Origin of the sequence: Bacillus tequilensis KCTC 13622, from assembly GCF_000507145.1 — a bacterium.
GTDB lineage: Bacteria > Bacillota > Bacilli > Bacillales > Bacillaceae > Bacillus > Bacillus tequilensis.
In genome coordinates, this window is sequence record NZ_AYTO01000032.1 from 95,253 (window position 1) to 114,423 (window position 19,171).

The following is a 19,171-nucleotide window of genomic DNA, read 5'->3' on the forward strand; positions in this document are numbered from 1 at the left end:
ATGCTCTAAACACTATCATACCATGTTTGGTGTGAAAATGAACCTATATTATTCGTTTATTAAATCACTTGCTGTGATCAGCACCTCACGGGGCTTGCTTCCTTTCGCCTCTGAGATCATGCCTTCCGCTTCCATCATATCGATCAGCCTTGCCGCGCGATTGTACCCGATTCTGAACCTTCTTTGCAGGCTTGAAGTGCTCGCGCTGTTTTGCTCAACAACAAACTCACACGCTTCGTAAAACAGTTCATCCTCTTCTTTCAGGGCTGATCCTTGTCTTACAAGCTCTTCTTGTTCAAATAAATAGGTTGGCGGCATTTGGTTTCTGACGTGGGAAACGACACGGTCGATTTCGCGATCCGACACAAAGTTACCTTGAAGGCGGACTGGTTTTCCCGAGCCGTTTTCCAAAAAGAGCATGTCCCCTTTGCCGAGAAGCTTTTCGGCACCGGCTATGTCAATGATCGTTCGGGAATCAACCTGGCTTGAGACAGAAAATGCGATTCTCGTCGGGATATTCGCCTTAATCAGGCCGGTAATGACATCGACTGAAGGCCGCTGAGTTGCGACGAGCAGATGGATACCGCACGCTCTGGCTTTTTGGGCGATCCGCGCAATGCTCTCTTCGACATCGTTTGGAGCAACCATCATCAAATCAGCCAGCTCATCAATCACCACCACTAAATACGGCAGCCTTTCGCCCATTTGGTGGTCAGCCGTTAATTGATTAAAGCGATCAATGTCGCGGACGCCTGAATGGGCAAACAGCTCATAGCGCCGCTCCATTTCCTCAACGACCCACTTTAACGCAGCGGTAGCCGCTTTGGCGTCAGTAATAACCGGGCTGACGAGATGAGGAATTTTATTGTATGGAGCCAGCTCTACCATTTTCGGGTCAATCAGCAGCACCTTCACTTCACTCGGGTCGGCTTTATAAAGCAGGCTGACCAAAATTGTATTGATACAAACGCTTTTTCCCGAGCCCGTAGCGCCGGCAATCAAGCCATGCGGCATTTTCTTTAAGTCGATCACGACAGGATTCCCTGAGATATCCAGCCCCAGCGCAGCCGTGAGAGGCGACTTGCTCGTTCTGAAAGCTGAGCTGCGAATCATCTGGCGCAAGTCAACCATCTTGCTCGCGCGGTTCGGCACTTCTATTCCGATCGTGTTTTTCCCCGGAATCGGCGCTTCAATCCGAATATCTTTTGCAGACAGGCTGAGCTTAATATCATCAGACAAGTTGGTGATTTTATTCACCTTTACGCCTGGTTCAGGATGCACCTCGAATCTTGTGACAGAAGGACCCTGGGTCACGTGAACCACATTGGCGCGGACATTAAAATTTTTCAGAGTCAAATCAAGAAGCTGACGCTGTTCTTCTATCCACGCAGTATCGTCTTGAACTTGCGCTGGCGGGACATCAAGCAGTGCGACATTCGGAAACACATAGCTGCTGCGGCGCTCCTCTGCTTTTTGCTGTTTATGCGTATCTCTTTTCAGCATCATGACATTAAAAGGAACAGACGGCCCTTTTTGAGGAGATGTGCTTTGTTCAGTACGTTTCTCCTGTATGACAGAGCTTTTTTGCGGCTCCTCTATAGCAGCGTGTGCTGCGTTCGCATGAATGTCCTGCCGGTTTTCATGGACTGCAGAAAATTCCAAGTGATCATTTTGCTCCGGCTCAGCATGGCCGTCTGGGTAAACGTCTATCTTCGTGTCTTCCGCTTCCGAGATGTCGGCCTGGTTGTTTATTATGCTGTCTGATGGCTCTTCTGCTTCTTCCTCTGTTACTGCTTGAGTCAGAGACACAGAATGCTCGTGACCTGTAAACGAGGCATTGTTTTCCTTTAGGGTGTCTATTCGTTCTTCTTGAACAGACAGGCTCTCAGCAGCTGCTGCGATTTCGTGATGATTGTCTACTTTGCTGTCTGACCGTTCTGCTGATTCTCCGCCCTCATATACTGCCTCTATCGGGGATGTTTGTGCTGCTTGCTCTTCAACTTGTTCAGCGCGGCAGACAAACTCTTCGGCTTCCTCTGGCAGTTGTTCCCTTTGTTCTTCTTGAATCTCAGCCGCCGCAGGCATGGTGTCTTCATGGCTTTGTTTACTGCCTGTTCGGTCTTCCTGTGCCTCAGCTACCGTATCTGTCAGTGTCTCAGGGGCTGTTTGCTCTTCATTTTGTCCAGCAGGGAAGAAAGACGCTTCTTTTTCCGGATGCTGAATGTCGGCAGCTGGCTCTTCGGCTGGGCGCTGTCCCAGCGCTTCTTCACGCCCTGCAGCCATTCCGTTCAAGCCGCGAGAAGGCTGTTCTTCGAATGGGGTATCCGGCAAAAAAGGCGCTTCTTTTACGTGCTGCGTCGGCCTGTCCGGAGCAGAATAGCTGCGTTCCCGCTCGATCTCTTCTGACAGCAGTGTTACCTTCTCTTTTTCAGATTTGTCCGGTGCCTTCACTGTTTCTGAACGCTGTTTCGGCACATCCTTTTTGACGGATGGCTTTTGATTGAATCCATGTATTGGCGAAGGGATATTTGTCGGTTTAAATGGTTTCTTCGCCGGCTCTGATGTTTGATATGTATGCTGCTCTTTTTTATCTTTGGGATGTTCTCTGTATGGCGCGGCGCTTGGACGCGGCGCGGATTTCGGTTCGTCCGCTGGTGCTCGGCGCCTTCTCAAGTCTTGATTTTGGTATCCGTCAGGCACGACTGGAAAACGAAACTTGCCTTTTGGATATTCATAATATATTTTAGGATCTTCCAATCTTTTTAATTGTCCTTCAGGATGATGCTGATGTATTTCTTGCTGCTGCGGAATTTGAGCAGGTTTTTTCTCCCGTTCATTATCCTCTTCACTCTCGCCTAAAAACAAATCAAAAAATTTATGAAGCCAACTCATAATTTATCTCTAACTCCCTTATAGTTTTCTGGGACGTTTTTTAGTATACCACTGCACGTCGGCCCAGAAAAGATTAAGCTTTCGGCAAAACAAAGCCGCTAAACAAGGGCTTAGCGGCTTTTTAGATGATTCGTTTTTTTGAACGGGTTTATGGGAGTCTAAAATTGAAATGCGTCCCCTGCCTCATGGTCCCCTTCTAACACAAGGATTCCTTTTTCAGCAGGAGCATCCGGCAAAGCAAGCTCTTTCGCTGAGCAGATCATTCCGCTTGACGGAACGCCGCGAAGCTCTGCATCCTTAATGACAAGTCCGCTTGGCATCACGGCGCCGACTTTGGCAACGACAACTTTTTGCCCTTGGTCAACGTTAGGCGCGCCGCAGACGATCTGAAGCGTTTCTTCTCCTACATTGACTTGACATACACTTAATTTATCCGCATTCGGATGTTTTTCTTTTGACTCTACATATCCGACAACAAACTTCGGAGATAAATCAACGACTAATGTCTCTTCTACGCCGTTTCTGCTTAGAATCTCGTTCACATTCTTCACAAATGTTTCTGAGAGCGCAACAGGGCCGTTTTCATCAATGGTCAAGTAAGAAGACGCATTGAAAATGTTGAAACCCGTTGTTTCTTTTGTCTCGTTATTAAAAATTTTGACGACGTCGCCGTATGTTTCATAGCCAATTTGTTCGCGTGTCACATCTTGAAGAGAGATCAGCAGCGTGTCTCCCACACCTTCTTTATTATAAAAAGCGTTCATAAGTAAAAATCCTTTCTAATCCTTTTTCGGACGGCTTTTCGCCAGGATAAACACCGGTTCCAGCTTTCCTTCATTGTACAAAAATGAAAGGGCGGTAATCGGAACGGTGCCGCCTGCAAAGAAGCTCATCGACATTTGTCCTAGAATATCATAACCCGATTCATTCCGGATGTCAGCAAGAATCAGAACGTCCTGATGCGGAACAGAGATCGCCAGTTCACCTTCTGCACGCTGCTTGTACTCATTTAAGATCGCTTCGTTCAAAATCCGGCTGGCGTCGTAACCGTCATTTGCCCTGAAAAAGTAAAAGAAATTGCCGGCTACCGTATCCTCTTTGACAACCGCCGGCAAAGAGCGGAGATTAAATGCAGCCGTCTCTCTAATCCGCTCTTTTGTCCAGTTTTCTTTCTCAAGCATGCGCTGGTCAATTAAACGGTAGGTTTTCCCGAGATCAAGCGCGTAATAAATTCTGGTCTCTGCCGTATGATCGTCATAAATGAGCGGAATATCTTCGCTGGATTTGTCCGGGAAAGAAGTCGAGCGGATCACCGGGTAAATGCGGCTTTCTTTTCCGGTCATTTCCTGAGCCTTCCCTTCCATTGCCGTCATCGCTTCGGAGACATAGTACACAATCTCATCAATGGCTTCATCTTTTTTCAGTTCCCATTTTGCAATGATCGGCGGCAGGTCGAGCGTAATTCCTTTTTTGGTCGTTTGATCCTCAACACGGAGGGTATCTTTTTCTCTGTCAAACAGAAAGGAGCGATTCTCGTGCTGAAGGCGCTGTTTCAGGATATCTGACAGCTTCCTTGAGGTCATTTTCAAACCAGATGTCCTCCTTTACGCTTTAGCGAGAGAGTCAGTTAAAAACTGTTCAATTTCTTCTTTCGTTTTACGGTCTTTGCTCACAAAACGATTTACTTCTTTTCCTTCATTAAAAACGACAAAGCTTGGGATTCCGTAAATTTCCCACTCTGCACACGTATCAATGAACTTGTCGCGGTCTACGTAGTAGTAAGTAAATTCAGGGAAGTCCGCTTCCACTTCAGGCAGAAAAGGCTCTATGAAACGGCAATCCGGGCACCAGTCGGCTGAAAACATAAAGACCGCCCAATCATCCTTTACCGCTTTTTCCAGCTCTTGAGTTGATTCAATTTTTTTCATTTTATATCCCTCCAGTTGATTCTGTTCTTACACGTTGGTTTATCGATACTCGTCCACTTGGATCATACCAAACTGCTTACGGCAAAACCACTTATATGCAACGAATGAATATGTAAGATTCGCTTTCTCATTATCATTATCATATTTTATTTGCATTATCAAGCTCGTTTCGTTTAACATCAGGGACATAAGGGTAAAATTTACAGATAGACATGCATAAGGAGGGATTTTAATATGGAGTTTGTCGTCTATTTAGCCGGGGAAATCCACAGCAATTGGCGCGAGGAAATCAAAGAGAAAACAAAATCACTGAAGCTGCCGATTACGTTTGTCGGCCCGATGGAGAATCATGACCGCTCAGACAATATCGGAGAAGAAATTATGGGCATTCAGCCAAATGCCGTTTTAAAGGATGACACAGCCTCTGACGTGAATAATTTCAGAACCGCCGTCCTGATGAATAAAGCAGATTTTGTAATTGCTCTTTTTGGCGAAAAATACAAACAGTGGAACACGGCAATGGATGCATCATATGCGATTGCTAAAGGAAAACCTCTGATTATGATCCGGCCGGAATCGCTCCACCATCCTTTAAAAGAGCTTTCCAACAAAGCGAATATAACAGTTGAAACCGTAAATCAAGCCATTAAGGCCCTTTCCTATGTTTTTGAAACAGAATAAGAAAAAAGCTTGTCGATCCGGGCTTGCAGCCCCGTTCAACAAGCTTTTATGATACCCTACATATTTTCTTTAATCGCATCCACCGTCTGCTTATCGCAGGCTGTCACAAGTTTGATGAGCATTTCTTTGGCGGCAGCATAATCATCAATATGAATGATAGAAGCGTTCGTATGAATGTAGCGGGAACAAATTCCGATAACCGCTGAGGGAACGCCGCTGTTTGAAATGTGAACTTTGCCCGCATCTGTTCCCCCTCCTGAAACGAAATATTGATATGGAATATCATGTGTTTCCGCCATATCAAGCACAAATTCTCTCATCCCGCGGTGCATGACTGTCGTTCTGTCAAGAATGCGGAGCAAAAAGCCTTTTCCAAGCTGCCCAAATTCATTTTTGTCATCGCCCATATCGTTTGCCGGGCTGGCGTCAAGCGCGAAAAACAAGTCCGGTTTAATCATATGGGAAGCCGTCTGCGCGCCTCTCAGCCCTACTTCTTCCTGTACCGTTGCACCCGCATAGAGCGTGTTCGGAAGTTCTTTTCCGTGCAATTCCTTCAAAAGCTCAATGCTTAAGCCGCATCCATATCGGTTATCCCATGCCTTTGATAAAATTTTCTTTTCATTCGCCATCGTTGTAAACGGGCAGACAGGCACAATCTGCTGTCCCGGTTTTATGCCGATTTTGATAGCGTCGTCCTTATCATCTGCTCCGATATCGATCATCATGTTTTTGATATCCATCGGGCGGTTTCGCTGTGCATCTGTCAGCAGATGCGGAGGTATGCTTGAAATCACACCCGGAACCGGCCCGTTATCTGTTTGAATTTCAACTCGCTGTGCAAGCAGCACCTGACTCCACCAGCCCCCGAGCGTCTGGAATCTGAGCAGCCCGTTGTCTGTAATGGATGTGACCATGAAGCCAACTTCATCCATATGTCCGGCAACCATGATTCTCGGTGCGCCCTCTTCGCCTTTTCTGACTCCGAAAACACTTCCCAGTCTGTCCTGAACGATGTCATCGGCATATTTGGCAAGCTCTTGCTTCATAAAAGCACGAACCTGATGCTCATTGCCCGGCGCGCCGGGCAGCTGCGTCAGTGTTTGGAAAAGCGCTTTCGTTTCTTGATTCATGTTTTTCCCTCATTTCTATGTAGTCCTTTTATTTTATTAGAAAAAATCAAGTTTTCCAAGCACCTCGGCCGAATCTGCTCGGACAGCATCGTATTGCTTAACAGGATTTGGCGGTTTCTGTATAATGAAAAGTACGATCAATCAGGAGGTGCTTTATTTTGAAATTGCGTCATCTTCTTTTAGGAGCAGGACTTGGCATTTGTACGGCAGTTATTGTGAAACAATATGTGATGAAGCCTTATATTTCTTCAGAAAAAGCGCTTCGCATCGTAAAATCCGCTTTTAAGCAGCGGGGGCCGATTGACGGGTCATGGATTTATACCCAGCCTGAGCCTTACAATGTGAACGGAGAAACAGTACAGGTGTACAAAACCGGCATTACACGATCAGCTTTCGGAGAATTAGAGCAGTACGAGGTCATGGTGGATGCGAAAACAGGGGAAATTGTCGATGTTATTGATACAATCGCCTCTTAACACCGGACAAGCTTAACATAAAAGCCGCTGCCCATGCAGCGGCTCTTTTTTTATATCGCGCGAATCGGTTTGTATACCGGGTACCACATCGCATCCTGCACAGCCTGTATAAGGTCTTCAGGCTCTTCCGTCGCGACGCCTTCCTTCATTGCGGTTTTAGCAACTTCGACTGCAACGGTTGCCGATACAGTCCGCAAATCCTCTACTTTTGGGAGCATCGGCGCGCCGGGCACCCCGACATTGACCATACTTGCAATTGCCCGGGCACATGCTTCAAACATTCCGTCGGTAATTAATTTTGATTTGGTAACAATCGTTCCAAGACCGAGACCCGGGAAGACAAGCGCGTTGTTAGCCTGGCCAATGTGATACGTCACACCATTATATTCCACCGGCGGGAACGGGCTTCCTGTCGTAATCAGTGCGCGGCCTTCCGTCCATTCGATTAGGTCCTGCGGTTTTGCTTCAGAAAGCGTGGTCGGATTTGACATTGGCAAAATCGCCGGCCGTTTCACATGTGACGCCATTTCTTTTACAATTTCTTCTGTAAATGCGCCGGAAACCGTTGATGTCCCGATCAGAATCGACGGTTTCGCCTGCCGGACCACTTCAAGGAGATCAATGCCTCCGCCGTCTCCGTTCCGCTGATACCCCTTCACTTCATCTGCCGAACGGGCATAAGGCTTCTGGAAATCAAGAAGCTGATCCATATCATCAGTTAGCAACCCGTTTCTGTCTATGCACCAGAAGCGCTGGTATGATTCTTCCTCACTCAGTCCCTCGCGCACCAACGCTTCCCGCAGCTGTTCAGCAATTCCTATTCCTGCCGTTCCTGCTCCGAATATGACGACTCTGTGATCCCTTAGCGGCACTTTAGACGCTTTTGCACAGGATAAGACTGCCGCCAGTGAAACAGCGCCTGTCCCTTGAATATCATCATTGAAGGTACACACTTTATCTTTATAGCGATGCAAAATGCTGCGCGCGTTTTTCGCTCCGAAATCCTCCCAGTGCAGCAATGCGTTCGGGAACGTTTCTCTCGCAAGGGCAACATACTCGTCAATAAATTGGTCATAGCGTTCCCCGCGGACTCTGGAATGCTGGTTTCCGACATAAAGCGGGTCGTTCAAGAGGCTCTCCTGATTTGTTCCCGCATCTAAAACAACTGCCAGCACTCTGCTCGGATCAATACCCGCAGCCGCCGTATAAACCGCCAGCTTACCGATAGAAATCGCGATGCCTCCGACACCCCAGTCACCGATTCCTAAAATTCCTTCCGCATCAGTTGCAACAATTAAATCAATCGTATCGCTTTGATCTTTATACTGTTTAAATGCTTCTTTCATACCGTCCGGGTCATCAATTGACAGATAGAGACCTCGCGGCTTTCTGTATTCATGGCTGTATCTCTGGATTGCTGTTCCAACTGTCGGTGTATAAACAATCGGCAGCATTTCCCCTAAATGGTCGTTTAACAGGCGGTAAAACAGCGTTTCATTCCGATCGTGCAACGCTGTTAAATAAACATTTTTACTCAAATCGTCAGGCTGCGCGGAATATTGTTCGTACGCTCTTTTCGCCTGATCTTCAATCGTTAATACCTTGGGCGGCAGAAAGCCTTTTAAACCAAGTTCTTTTCTTTCTTCCTCGGTAAAAGCAACACCTTTGTTCAAAAAAGGAACAGAGAGCACTTCAAGGCCTCTTAATGTTGTTTGAATGTCTCCTTCGTTTGTTACTTTGAATTGTTTCACCCTGCCTCTTCCTTTCTAACCATAATTAGTACTAGGTTTGCATTATTAGCCGGAAAACATGCAGGGTAAACATAAAAATATGCTATTAGTTGATTCGCTTGATTGAATCTTTGATGCTTCCCTCTGCATCCCATTTAAGCGCGCGATATTGGGCATCATGATAAAAAATAAACCATGCGTCTTTTTCCGCTGCGAATGACTGCCATTTCTGCTTTTGCGGTATAGAGGTCATCGGATAATCATCGTAAGCCAGCACCCATAGCGGGTTGCGGTGGGCGTGTGTCGGCATCAAATCTGCCATATGTACTGCGGTTTCACCCGCATCCTCGCATATAAGAATACTGTGGCCTTCACTATGCCCTCCGGTGTGATGCAGCGTCATTCCCTCTGTGATTGTTAAGGTGTCTTCAAAGGTTTTGACTTGATCGGCAACCGCCTCCCAGTTTTCTTTCCAGTACGTGTTTTTTGACCTGATATTCGGATGGCGCATTTCATTCCATTCGACAGCAGATGCATAAATCACTGCATTCGAAAAGACTGAGGTGAGCTGTTCCCCTTCATATTCCGTTAAACCGCATGCATGGTCGAAATGAAGGTGTGTCATAGCAATCACATCTATATCAGCAGCTGTTAATCCGAGCGCTGCTAATGATATTTTCACATTCGATTCTTGTGTCACGCCATAGTTTCGTTTTTGTTTATCAGTCAGCTTGCCAGACCCAATTCCGGCGTCGACAATGATATTGAGCCCGTCCTTTTGAATGAGGATAGGGTCTGTCCTAAGTTCAATCTGGTTTTTTTCATTGACTGGATACTTTTTAGACCATAGCGGCTTTGGAACGACGCCGAACATGGCGCCTCCGTCCATATGTGTCACGCCTCCGTCAAGCCAGGTTAACGTAATATTTCCGATTTTCATTGATTCCATTTTCATTCCCCTCCTGTCATCATGGTAGCAAACGGTCCATAAAAAAAACAGACTCCTGTCAGAGTCTGTTTTACGTTCTCCATTCAACCTCAGCCCGATAGATCGGCTGGCCAAGCGCAGAGAATTTTTCTTCGTATTCTGTCATGATATTGCCTTCCAGATTGCTGTTATGCAAATCGAGACTGACATATGTCAGCAGCAGGCCGTACTCGGAGAAGCTCTTTAAAGAGTACTCAAACAAGCCGCGGTTGTCCGTTTTAAAATGAATCGCTCCGTCTTTCCCCATCACTTCTTCATACTTTTTGAGGAAATGCGAATATGTCAGACGGCGTTTTTCGTGGCGGTTCTTCGGCCAAGGATCGGAAAAATTCAAGTAGACCCGTTTGACTTCACCCGTCTCAAACACATCTGTCAGCGTGTCCGCATCTATATTCAGAAGCTTTACATTCGGCACTTCGGTATCTTTTACTTTTTGGACGGCTGTCACAATGACGCTTTTAAATAACTCAATCCCAATATAATTGATGTCGGGATTTTGTTTGGCCATTCCAGAAATGAACTGCCCTTTTCCTGTACCAACCTCGATATGGATCGGATTGTCGTTGCCAAACACTGTGTTCCATTTCCCTTTATAATCAGCTGGATTGCTGATGGCAATATCTGCGTTTTCAGCCAAAAAGTCATCAGCCCAAGGCTTGTGGCGCATTCTCATATGATTGACACCTCTATCTATTATTTCGACTAACAACATACCATGAATTAAAAAGACCCGCAAGATTGTTTTTCCAGTGTACCCGCTAAGTCTGCGTATATAAAAAAAAGAGGTTCCCGTTTGCGGAACACTCCTTTCACATGCATAAAAACGCGCTGTTTTGAACAATTTAACCCGTATGATACTGAAGGGATGTGTACCGTTATGGGTTTACATTATGAGCATCAAGTTCATTTATTGAAGGATATATTATCTGACCATCAATTGGACTGCTGCGGAACCGTCGCAGAGTACGAGCAGCTTGAGCGTGTGATTAAATCGCTGATGGCAAATACAGAGCTTGATTCAAACTTCAAAAACGTGCTGGAAGATGTTTACCGCTACAGCCAATCAGGAATTTCGTCCAAATCCATCGACTCACACATACAAGAGCATCAAAACAGCCTGTCTCAATGGGTAGAGCAAATGGATTCGTATTCCTGATTATTCAACGATGCGTTTCATGAGCATATGCAGTTCTTCCATTGCATCATGAAATTCCTTATCATTGCCTTTTGCTTTGTGCCAGGCTATGAAAGTGATTGTTTCGGATAACACATACCAAGCCATTCGCAGCCGCAGGCTTTCAGTTAGCTCAATGCCGTACATGCTCAGCCAGCTCTCCCAAGCTGGCTTTTCGACGTAGTGGTACAGCAAAGGCCCGAGATCCATCGCCGGATCAGCGATCATAGCGCCGTCCCAGTCAATTAAATACAGCTGGTTGTCTTCAGACAATAGCCAGTTGTTATGATTGACATCACAATGGCAAACGACTTTTTCACCGAAATGCACTTCATGCAGATGTTCTTCTAAGTATTTGATCCCTTCTTGAATCAGCGGCGAAGATTGCTGCACAGCAAATACAGCCTGCTTCAGCTGAGACAGAAGAGCCCCCGGGTTCAGCGGTTCTTTTCCAAGTCTTTTCAGCATGTCCAGCAAGGCTTTTGATGTGTGTATTTTACGAAGCAATTCAGCAACGGGCTGTCCGCTCATATCTTTAGGCTTCAGCTCTCTGCCGGTCATCCAGTGCTGGGCCGTAATGACATCCCCATTTTCCATCCGTTTTGTCCAAACCAGCTTCGGAACAATGCCTTCGGCGGATAAAACAGCTAAAAAAGGTGAGCTATTACGTTTTAAAAAAAGCTGCTGCCCGTTATGTTTCGCATAATATGCATCTCCTGTAGCTCCTCCGGCGGGGAAGATCTCCCAATCGCTACCTAGTAATTGTCCCAACCAGTTCATATCAATGTTCAACCCATCATTTCTTAAAATATTTTAGAATAAAGGCGAATCGTCTCTAGTCTATCCAGCGAGTGCCTTTTTCGTACGAATCGTATGAAAATAAAAAAGACAGCTATTGAGAGTCTCATATGCTAATCAATAGCCGTCCTTTAAATTTTAGCGCTATAGCACAAACTTCGTCAAGCAAAACTCTTAAGATCTGATGCTAAATATAAGATAACCGTTCCGATGCCCATTACCGCAACCGCTTTCTTGATTTCTTTCGGGTCACGCTGAAAACCTGATGTATCACATAAAAGCCGATACGATTTGTCATTTGGCAGCTTCCATTCAACGGCAGCCGGACTTGCGTGATGGATGACGATGACGTCTTCCCATTCATCAATCCCGTTAAGATTATGAAGCCTGTATGCGATAAGGTGTTCGTCTCGCGTCAAACATTCAAGATGGCGCCGGATATCTGCAGCAGACCTGAGACGGAATGCCGGATGCGCTTTTCTCAGCGAGATCAGCCTGCGGAAATAGTCAACATCCTCTTTGAACATTTCACGCCGATCCCAATCCAGTTGATTAATGCTGTCACTGGATTGATAGCTGTTTTCCACTCCCTGCTTCGTCCGGAAAAATTCCTGTCCGCTATGAATAAACGGCACTCCTTGGGCAAGCAAAATAATCGCGGATGCCAGCCGTTGCCTGCTTCTCTTTCGGCTGTCAGTTTCTTGAGGCAGAGCAAGGCTCATTTTATCCCAAAAGGTGTGGTTGTCGTGTGACTCGACATAATTGATAGACTGGCTCGGTTCAGGAACAACCGGAGCTAATGCCTTCCATCCGGAAGACCCGGTAATCCCGTGCATCACGTTTTCCGCTGCTCCCCCGCTGCCGAGCGCAAAGCCGGCAGACATAAGCTGAAAGGTGTTCCCTTTCACAGCGTCACGAAACATATCATTAAAAAAGCCGATGCCCGGCATTTTTGAAGCATTCGCTAAGATGGCTTTCTGTTCATGCGGGAGCGGTGTATCCAAATCCCATCCCTCTCCAAACAGCAGGATTCCGGGCTTTACCGCCATTGCTTTTTCTTTGATAAAAAGCACAGTGTCAATATCTAAAATGCCAAGCAGATCAAAGCGGAATCCGTCGGCATCGTATTCCTGCAGCCAGTAGATGACACAATCCGCAATGAACTTTCTCGCCATCCGTCTTTCTGATGCGATGTCATTTCCGACACCGGTGCCGTTTGACGGCATCCCAAATGCGTTATGGCGGAAAAAATAGCCTGGCACTGTCTTTTCAAAAGGTGAATTCTCCCTCTCGTACACGTGGTTAAAGACGACATCCAGAATGACGCGCAGTCCGTGCTGATGAAGGGTTTTGATCATTTGTTTCAACTCTGTTTTTCTTGTTTGAGGATCATGAGGGTTTGAGGCATAGCTTCCCTCCGGGGCAAAGAAATGAAGCGGGTTATATCCCCAATTGTAGGCATCAAGCGGCTTCTTTTCATCAACGCCGGCAAAATCATTCACTGGCAGAAGCTCGACATGTGTAACACCGAGCTCCTTGACATACGTCAGTCCGGAAGAACACCCATTTGTGGTTTGCGTGTCGGTTTCTGTCAGTGCTAAGTATTTTCCCTTGTTTTTCATGCCGCTGTATTGATGAATGGAGAAGTCGCGGATGTGCATCTCATAAATAACGGTATCCGCAGGGTGTGGGAATGGTTTGAGCGGGTCAGAACATTTCATTTGATCCGGGCGCAGAACGACACCCTTCTCTCCATTTACCGTCACGGCCTTTGCATACGGATCAACGGTTTCCGTCCACACTGAATTGTTGCAGATGCAGAACACATACTCATACCCGTGGAGATCCCCGCTGACCGTAACGGCATAAACGCCTTTTTCCAACCGAGTCATTTGGAACATGCGCCCGCTTTTATTAGGGGGTGAGAGCTTGACAGCAGCTGAGACTGCGGCAGGCGCCCATACTTTAAATTCAGTATAATCCGCAGTATAAACGGCCCCCAGCTCTCCGTCATAATAAAATGCATCATCAAATGCATCCGTCCGAATAACCGCGCCAATTTGGAGATCCGTTTGATCGCCGCTGGACGCTCTGACGGCATGTGTTTTTCCAAATGTCACCGGATGATCAGATACGCAAACGTACTTGTACGTTGCTTCAAGCCGGTATTCCTCTCTGACAGCCAGAGGAAAAACTGCCGTCTCCGTCTCAAGCTGAAACGGCGGTGTCATGATTTCTTTTTGATCAGAAGGAATCAGAACGGTAATGATATTCATGTCATCGACATACGCTTCAAAGCTGCGGCGGATGCTGACCATCGGAAGCTCTCTCCTCCAAATACGTTTATGTTTTAATTCTCAGGGGCGAAGGACTCGATGCCAGACGAAACGGGGTGGTGCCCATGATTTCTCCGTCAGCATGAAACGGAATTTTGTCCTTCGTGTAAAACGTAATGTCTTTTGCTTTCAACATCGTAACGCCGTCCATCTTTGTATGTTTTCCAAATGCCATCAGACATAAAAGCCAATATTTTTTCAAAAACGGCTGATTCTCAACAATCACGACATCAAATGCCTTCTCGCGCGCATTTGCTAGCGGAGCCGCCTTCATGCCGCCTCCGTAAAACGGATGGTTGGATACAACCGCAAACCAGACATCATGAAATTCGTGCGTCTCGCCTTCCGTTGTAAAACCTAACGAAAACGGCTTAAATGTCGCCGAAGCGTGCAAATGGGAAAGCGGGTACACAAGAAATCGAAGTCGGAGAAAAAGAAAAGCCCGTCTCAACGGAAAATCCATCGCCTTTTTATTGACATATGCGTCAAACCCGATTCCGATATGATTCATAAAATAAAGAACCTGTGATTTATCCTGAAGGAAATTGACGCTTCCTAAATGAAAGGTTCGGGTTAACGGACGCTTCAGCTTTTTGATTTCCTGCATCAGATCGCTTTTTTTAATAGAGAACCCTCGCGAAAAATCATTATACGCGCCCGCCGGCACAAAGCTTAGTTCAATATCGTCAACCTCTTTCAGCCCGTTGACAACCTCATGAATGGTTCCGTCTCCGCCAATCACGATCAGGCGCTTCAGCTTATATTCCTGTATCGTTGAAATCTGCCTGGCGAGCACCTCGGCGTGCCCGGGATGTTCAGTTAAAAATGAGCGATGCTCGACCTTTCGTTTGATCAATTCCTTTTGAATGGACTTCCAAACTCGCAGGCCGTTGCGATGTCCTGCTGTCGGATTAATAATAAAAAACCAATGGCTCATCTTTCTCACCTGCTTATGTTATGAGAAAACCGCTCAAATCGTTCTCTTTTACTCCAGCCACTCTTGTCTGCGATCGGAGTCAGACATGCAGTAAGACAATAGAGCCTTCGCAGCTTTTACCTGATGATGCTTAATCGGAGCAGTGTTTTTCTTCTGCCGCTCAATCCATTCTTCCGCGACGCGCTTATCCGCTATTTCTAAGCCGTATGGCGGCTCTGGATAATCGATGTACGACGATCTGCTCAGAAGCAATTTTCGAACCGGGATTTCAGCCTGTTTTTCCTTTATGATCTTTGACACAACGGAATCCGTTCGAAACAGGCTCAGCCCCGGATTTAACACTGATTCAGTCTGAGAGGCTGTTTTCTTGTCCCAAAAACGATTTTTAGACCCTATATACACACTGTCTTCCTCCGCCTCTAAGAAAGAAACGCAAAAAATATCAAGAGGGGAAATAATCACAATACTTAATTCAACAGCCGCCTGCTGAATTTTCAGCACAGGCTTATACATAATGAAATAAGAATCAGGCAGCTGCTGGGTCAGATAACGCAAAATGCGGTCCTGCTTCACCTGGTTTGAGAGATGAGATATTTCTGAAAGAGTAGAGCTTGCCCATTTGAGCTGAAATTCATATAAATGTCTTTTATAAAAAGAAGCAAGCGCCATCCTGCTCTTCGGCAGCCTTACATGTAATTCGTCTTCTTCCTCAAACCATTGGTGTCTCTCTTCTTGTATATCGGCTTTTATCTCTTCTTTTCTTCTTTTCAATGAAAATTTTTTTCGTTTCTGCAGCGGTTCCGGCTCTTCGGCACTGGATTGCCTTTCTTCATGCTGGCGCTCCGCTGCTTCTAACAATGAAAGCCAGCGCTCTTTTTTCAGCCGCACAAACTGGTTGATATAATGGTACGGATCAAGCTCATATCTCGATATATAATCATGAATTTTAATGATTTGTGCCATGTTCGTTTCTCCACTCCGCAATGAATTAAGATAAATGAAATTTGAATATTTCCTCGTATTTTGGTGATTTGTTCAAGTGTATTTGAAAGAGCGAAAACCGTTCAGCCGTCATCGAAACCTCGCCGCTTTCAAACGGAACATGTGCCGGAAACCCTTCTTCTCCTGTCCATTTTCTAGCCAGCGTCATATGAGGGTGATACGGTCTTTTTTCCACTTGAAAGCCGGCTTGAAGAACAGCCTGTTTCGTATGCTCCCGCAACACTTCAAGCGGTCTGTTTTGCTTTGGCTCCAAGTGTAAAACACGCGGCCGTCTGCGGTCGCCGAATACATCGATTTTGCCAAATTCAACTTGAAACGGATTGGTTTCTGAAGCAATCGCAGCAAGCGAACCCTCAAGCTGCTTGATTTGTGTCTCATCCGCCGCTCCGAGAAAAATTAACGTGATATGATAGTCAAGCGGGTGCACCCATTTTTGAAACGTCAAAACCGGCTCGTTTTTCGCAGCATGGTAAATCGGGTTCGCTATTCCCTCAGGAATGGGAACACCGATAAAATAATGTGGCCGTGCATCTGGCATCCGTCTGACACTCCCTTCTTTAACAGCTATTATTTTATCAATAAAGAGGCTGTGCGGATAGAGGACAAGTGAATGAAAACACTCTCGCACAAACGTTTATTATGTTAGGATATTATATGACACTTGTTTTATTCAGAAAGGAATGACAATGTTGAAAATCGTTGAAAATACAGCTGATCTGATCGGAGATACACCGCTTGTGAGATTGAATCGGCTTCAGCCGGAAAACGCGGCGCAGGTCTATTTAAAGCTTGAATTTTTTAATCCGAGCGGCAGTGTGAAAGACAGAGCCGCTTATCATATGATCATAGAAGCAGAACAAAACGGTTTGCTCAAACCGGGATCAGTTATTATAGAACCGACTAGCGGAAATACCGGAATCGGACTCGCCATGAATGCCGCGGCACGCGGCTATAAAGCGATCCTAGTCATGCCTGATACGATGACGAAGGAGCGGATCAACCTTCTGAAAGCTTACGGCGCAGAGGTTGTGTTAACACCAGGAGCGGAAAGAATGCCTGGCAGCATAAAAAAAGCGAAGGAGCTTGCCGAGCAAATTCCGAACAGCTATATTCCGATGCAGTTCGACAACAGTGCCAACCCTGACGCGCACCGAAAAACGACGGCGCCTGAAATTGCCCGGGCAATAGAGGAAATCGGAAAACCGCTCGGCGCTTTTGTCGCCTCTTCCGGAACAGGCGGAACCATTACCGGAACAGGTGAGGCGCTCAAAGAGCTTTTTCCTGACATCACGGTTCATGTTGTCGAGCCTGCGGGTTCACCTGTATTATCCGGAGGAAAACCCGGCGCGCATAAGCTTGTGGGCACGAGCCCGGGCTTCATACCTCCGATTTTAAATCAAGACGTATATGATGAGATTATCAAAATCTCTGATGAAGACGCCTATACGACCACAAGACGCCTTGCCGCTGAAGAAGGAATCCTTGTCGGGCCTTCGTCAGGCGCTGCCTGCTTCGCGGCAATCGAAACAGCAAAACGTCTCTCCCCTGACCAAGTTGTGGTTTGCATGACTGCCGATACAGGAGAACGGTATTTATCAACTGATTTATGGTCATTTGTTTAAAAAAAGGACTGGCTTCCGCAGAAGCCGGTCCTTTTATTTCGCAAGTTCGTAGATGGCCTGCGCGTATAAGGCTGTCGATCTCAGCAGATCATCAATTTCAATATATTCATCCTTTTGGTGTGCGCTGTCAGGACGTCCAGGGAACAGCGGGCCGAATGCGACACCGGCTTTTAACGATCTGGCATACGTCCCGCCGCCAATTGAGATTAAATCAGCTTTTTTGCCCAGCTGGCCTTCATACACCTTTTGCAGGGTTTTGACTAACGGATGGTCTGCTGACACATGATGCGGCTTGCTGTCTTTGAATTCTCCCAGTTCAAATTCAGGTGCGCTTTCGAATGCGTCGCGGATCGCTTTGCTTTCCGCGGTTACAGGATAGCGGATATTGATTCCAAGTTCGCCTCCCTGCCCTTCCCTATAGCGCAGCGTTCCGACATTTAGTGTCAGCTCGCCGCTAATGTCATCCTCACAGTCGATATTCAGTTTCTTTCCTCTCGTATCATTTGAAAACTTGTCTGTCACAACTTGCACAAACCGCTTGCCTGCTTCATCAAGCTCAGTCTGCTGCAAAAATTCGCACAATAAAAGGCCGGCATTGATTCCATTGTTCGGTTCCATCGCATGGCAGGAAAGCCCGTACATACGCAGAATAAGCTGCCCGTTCTCTATTTCAGCTTCTCCTTTTCGATCCGTCGCGCGAAGCATATCTTTAAATGAAGCAAGAATCGCTTCTTTTTTCTGCCCTTCAATAACAGCTTCCGCTGCGTCAGGCACCATGTTTAAGCGAAGGCCTGACTGAAATGAAACAAGCACTGCCTTTGAATCGGCTTGGTTTGAGCGATGCGGGATGAGCAATGATGCATCAACGATTCCTTTTTCAGCGTTAATAATCGGAAAATCTGCGTCAGGCGCAAAGCCTAGCGTGGGCATTTCTTCATGCTTGAAATAATGTTCCACGCATCTCCAATCGCTTTCTTCATCTGTTCCGATAATGATTCTGACACGCTTGGACAGCGGCAGATTCATGTCTTTTACGATTTTCAGCGCATAGAATGCCGCCATTGTCGGCCCTTTGTCATCAATAGCGCCTCTCGCATAAACCCGTCCGTTACGGATATCAGCAGAAAACGGATCACTCGTCCACCCATCTCCCGGCGGCACGACGTCAACGTGGCAAAGTACGCCGACAATGTCATCGCCCTCGCCCCATTCAATATGACCGGCATAGCCGTCAAGATTTTTTATCGCAAAGCCTTCTTTTTCTCCAAGCTCCAGCAATGAAGACAGGCTTGCGTTTACTCCTTCTCCAAACGGTTTGCCGGGTCCTGCGGTTGTTTCATCCATTACACTGTTGATTCTCAAAAATTCCTGCGTATCACGTATTAAATCCTCTTTTTTTCTGATCACTTCGACTTCCCAGTTCATAATGATCCCCTTTCGGCAAGAAATGACTTGCAAAAACAAAATAAAACGAATA

19 protein-coding genes are annotated in these 19,171 nt (G+C 46.4%); 4 read left to right on the plus strand and 15 right to left on the minus strand.

Annotated elements, in window-relative coordinates:
* Positions 1-48: 48 nt before the first annotated feature.
* The 5 genes from V756_RS0110485 to V756_RS1000000123875 all read right to left on the minus strand — a co-directional run bounded on the left by V756_RS0110485 (position 49) and on the right by V756_RS1000000123875 (position 4,976).
* A complete protein-coding gene (locus tag V756_RS0110485) occupies positions 49-2,892 on the minus strand; it encodes a DNA translocase FtsK (protein ID WP_024714627.1) in 2,844 nt (947 codons plus the stop codon).
* A gap of 158 nt (positions 2,893-3,050) precedes the next feature.
* Positions 3,051-3,656: a YtpR family tRNA-binding protein gene (gene ytpR / locus V756_RS0110490; RefSeq protein WP_024714628.1), complete on the minus strand. Its 606-nt coding sequence runs from the start codon at positions 3,654-3,656 to the stop codon at positions 3,051-3,053.
* 15 nt (positions 3,657-3,671) lie between these two features.
* A complete protein-coding gene (locus tag V756_RS0110495) occupies positions 3,672-4,481 on the minus strand; it encodes a DUF1444 domain-containing protein (protein ID WP_024714629.1) in 810 nt (269 codons plus the stop codon).
* Between the two features lie 15 nt (positions 4,482-4,496).
* Positions 4,497-4,820: a thioredoxin family protein gene (locus V756_RS0110500; RefSeq protein WP_024714630.1), complete on the minus strand. Its 324-nt coding sequence runs from the start codon at positions 4,818-4,820 to the stop codon at positions 4,497-4,499.
* A gap of 39 nt (positions 4,821-4,859) precedes the next feature.
* Complete coding sequence (locus tag V756_RS1000000123875) at positions 4,860-4,976, minus strand: hypothetical protein (protein WP_155906212.1); 117 nt, start codon at positions 4,974-4,976, stop codon at positions 4,860-4,862.
* A gap of 78 nt (positions 4,977-5,054) precedes the next feature.
* Between V756_RS1000000123875 and V756_RS0110505 the strand changes: the two genes are divergently transcribed.
* A complete protein-coding gene (locus V756_RS0110505; RefSeq protein ID WP_024714631.1) occupies positions 5,055-5,501 on the plus strand; it encodes a YtoQ family protein in 447 nt (148 codons plus the stop codon).
* 56 nt (positions 5,502-5,557) lie between these two features.
* On the opposite strand, the gene V756_RS0110510 is transcribed toward V756_RS0110505, so the two are convergent.
* Positions 5,558-6,631, minus strand: coding sequence for a M42 family metallopeptidase (locus V756_RS0110510; RefSeq protein ID WP_024714632.1), 1,074 nt, complete (start codon positions 6,629-6,631; stop codon positions 5,558-5,560).
* A 158-nt stretch (positions 6,632-6,789) separates the two neighbouring features.
* On the opposite strand from V756_RS0110510, the gene V756_RS0110515 reads away from it, so the two are divergent.
* Complete coding sequence (locus V756_RS0110515) at positions 6,790-7,107, plus strand: PepSY domain-containing protein (protein ID WP_024714633.1); 318 nt, start codon at positions 6,790-6,792, stop codon at positions 7,105-7,107.
* Positions 7,108-7,157: 50 nt separating this feature from the next.
* On the opposite strand, the gene V756_RS0110520 is transcribed toward V756_RS0110515, so the two are convergent.
* The 3 genes from V756_RS0110520 to trmB form a co-directional block, all read right to left on the minus strand.
* Complete coding sequence (locus tag V756_RS0110520; RefSeq protein WP_024714634.1) at positions 7,158-8,858, minus strand: NAD-dependent malic enzyme; 1,701 nt, start codon at positions 8,856-8,858, stop codon at positions 7,158-7,160.
* Between the two features lie 85 nt (positions 8,859-8,943).
* Positions 8,944-9,786 carry a YtnP family quorum-quenching lactonase gene (locus tag V756_RS0110525; protein WP_024714635.1) on the minus strand — a complete coding sequence of 281 codons (843 nt, stop codon included), beginning with the start codon at positions 9,784-9,786 and terminating at the stop codon, positions 8,944-8,946.
* Between the two features lie 70 nt (positions 9,787-9,856).
* Positions 9,857-10,498 carry a tRNA (guanosine(46)-N7)-methyltransferase TrmB gene (gene trmB / locus V756_RS0110530; RefSeq protein WP_024714636.1) on the minus strand — a complete coding sequence of 214 codons (642 nt, stop codon included), beginning with the start codon at positions 10,496-10,498 and terminating at the stop codon, positions 9,857-9,859.
* A gap of 204 nt (positions 10,499-10,702) precedes the next feature.
* Here trmB and V756_RS0110535 point away from each other — a divergent pair, with 204 nt between their 5' ends.
* Entirely contained in the window at positions 10,703-10,981 is a 279-nt protein-coding gene (locus tag V756_RS0110535) for a YtzH-like family protein (protein WP_024714637.1), read from the plus strand.
* On the opposite strand, the gene V756_RS0110540 is transcribed toward V756_RS0110535, so the two are convergent.
* The 5 genes from V756_RS0110540 to thpR all read right to left on the minus strand — a co-directional run bounded on the left by V756_RS0110540 (position 10,982) and on the right by thpR (position 16,610).
* Positions 10,982-11,779, minus strand: coding sequence for a phosphotransferase family protein (locus V756_RS0110540; protein ID WP_024714638.1), 798 nt, complete (start codon positions 11,777-11,779; stop codon positions 10,982-10,984). It abuts the gene before it with no gap.
* A gap of 179 nt (positions 11,780-11,958) precedes the next feature.
* The gene (gene pulA, locus V756_RS0110545; RefSeq protein ID WP_024714639.1) at positions 11,959-14,115 is read right to left on the minus strand and encodes a type I pullulanase; all 2,157 of its coding nucleotides are present in this window, start codon (positions 14,113-14,115) and stop codon (positions 11,959-11,961) included.
* Positions 14,116-14,140: 25 nt separating this feature from the next.
* Positions 14,141-15,070 (minus strand): YegS/Rv2252/BmrU family lipid kinase, encoded by a 930-nt coding sequence (locus V756_RS0110550; protein ID WP_024714640.1) that lies wholly within the window; start codon positions 15,068-15,070, stop codon positions 14,141-14,143.
* Positions 15,071-15,118: 48 nt separating this feature from the next.
* Positions 15,119-16,033: a hypothetical protein gene (locus V756_RS0110555; protein ID WP_024714641.1), complete on the minus strand. Its 915-nt coding sequence runs from the start codon at positions 16,031-16,033 to the stop codon at positions 15,119-15,121.
* 25 nt (positions 16,034-16,058) lie between these two features.
* Entirely contained in the window at positions 16,059-16,610 is a 552-nt protein-coding gene (gene thpR / locus V756_RS0110560) for an RNA 2',3'-cyclic phosphodiesterase (RefSeq protein ID WP_024714642.1), read from the minus strand.
* A 148-nt stretch (positions 16,611-16,758) separates the two neighbouring features.
* On the opposite strand from thpR, the gene cysK reads away from it, so the two are divergent.
* Entirely contained in the window at positions 16,759-17,694 is a 936-nt protein-coding gene (gene cysK / locus V756_RS01000000122255; RefSeq protein WP_032682081.1) for a cysteine synthase A, read from the plus strand.
* Positions 17,695-17,727: 33 nt separating this feature from the next.
* Here cysK and pepV read toward each other — a convergent pair whose 3' ends face one another.
* Positions 17,728-19,119 carry a dipeptidase PepV gene (pepV, locus tag V756_RS0110575; protein WP_024714645.1) on the minus strand — a complete coding sequence of 464 codons (1,392 nt, stop codon included), beginning with the start codon at positions 19,117-19,119 and terminating at the stop codon, positions 17,728-17,730.
* Positions 19,120-19,171: the final 52 nt, after the last annotated feature.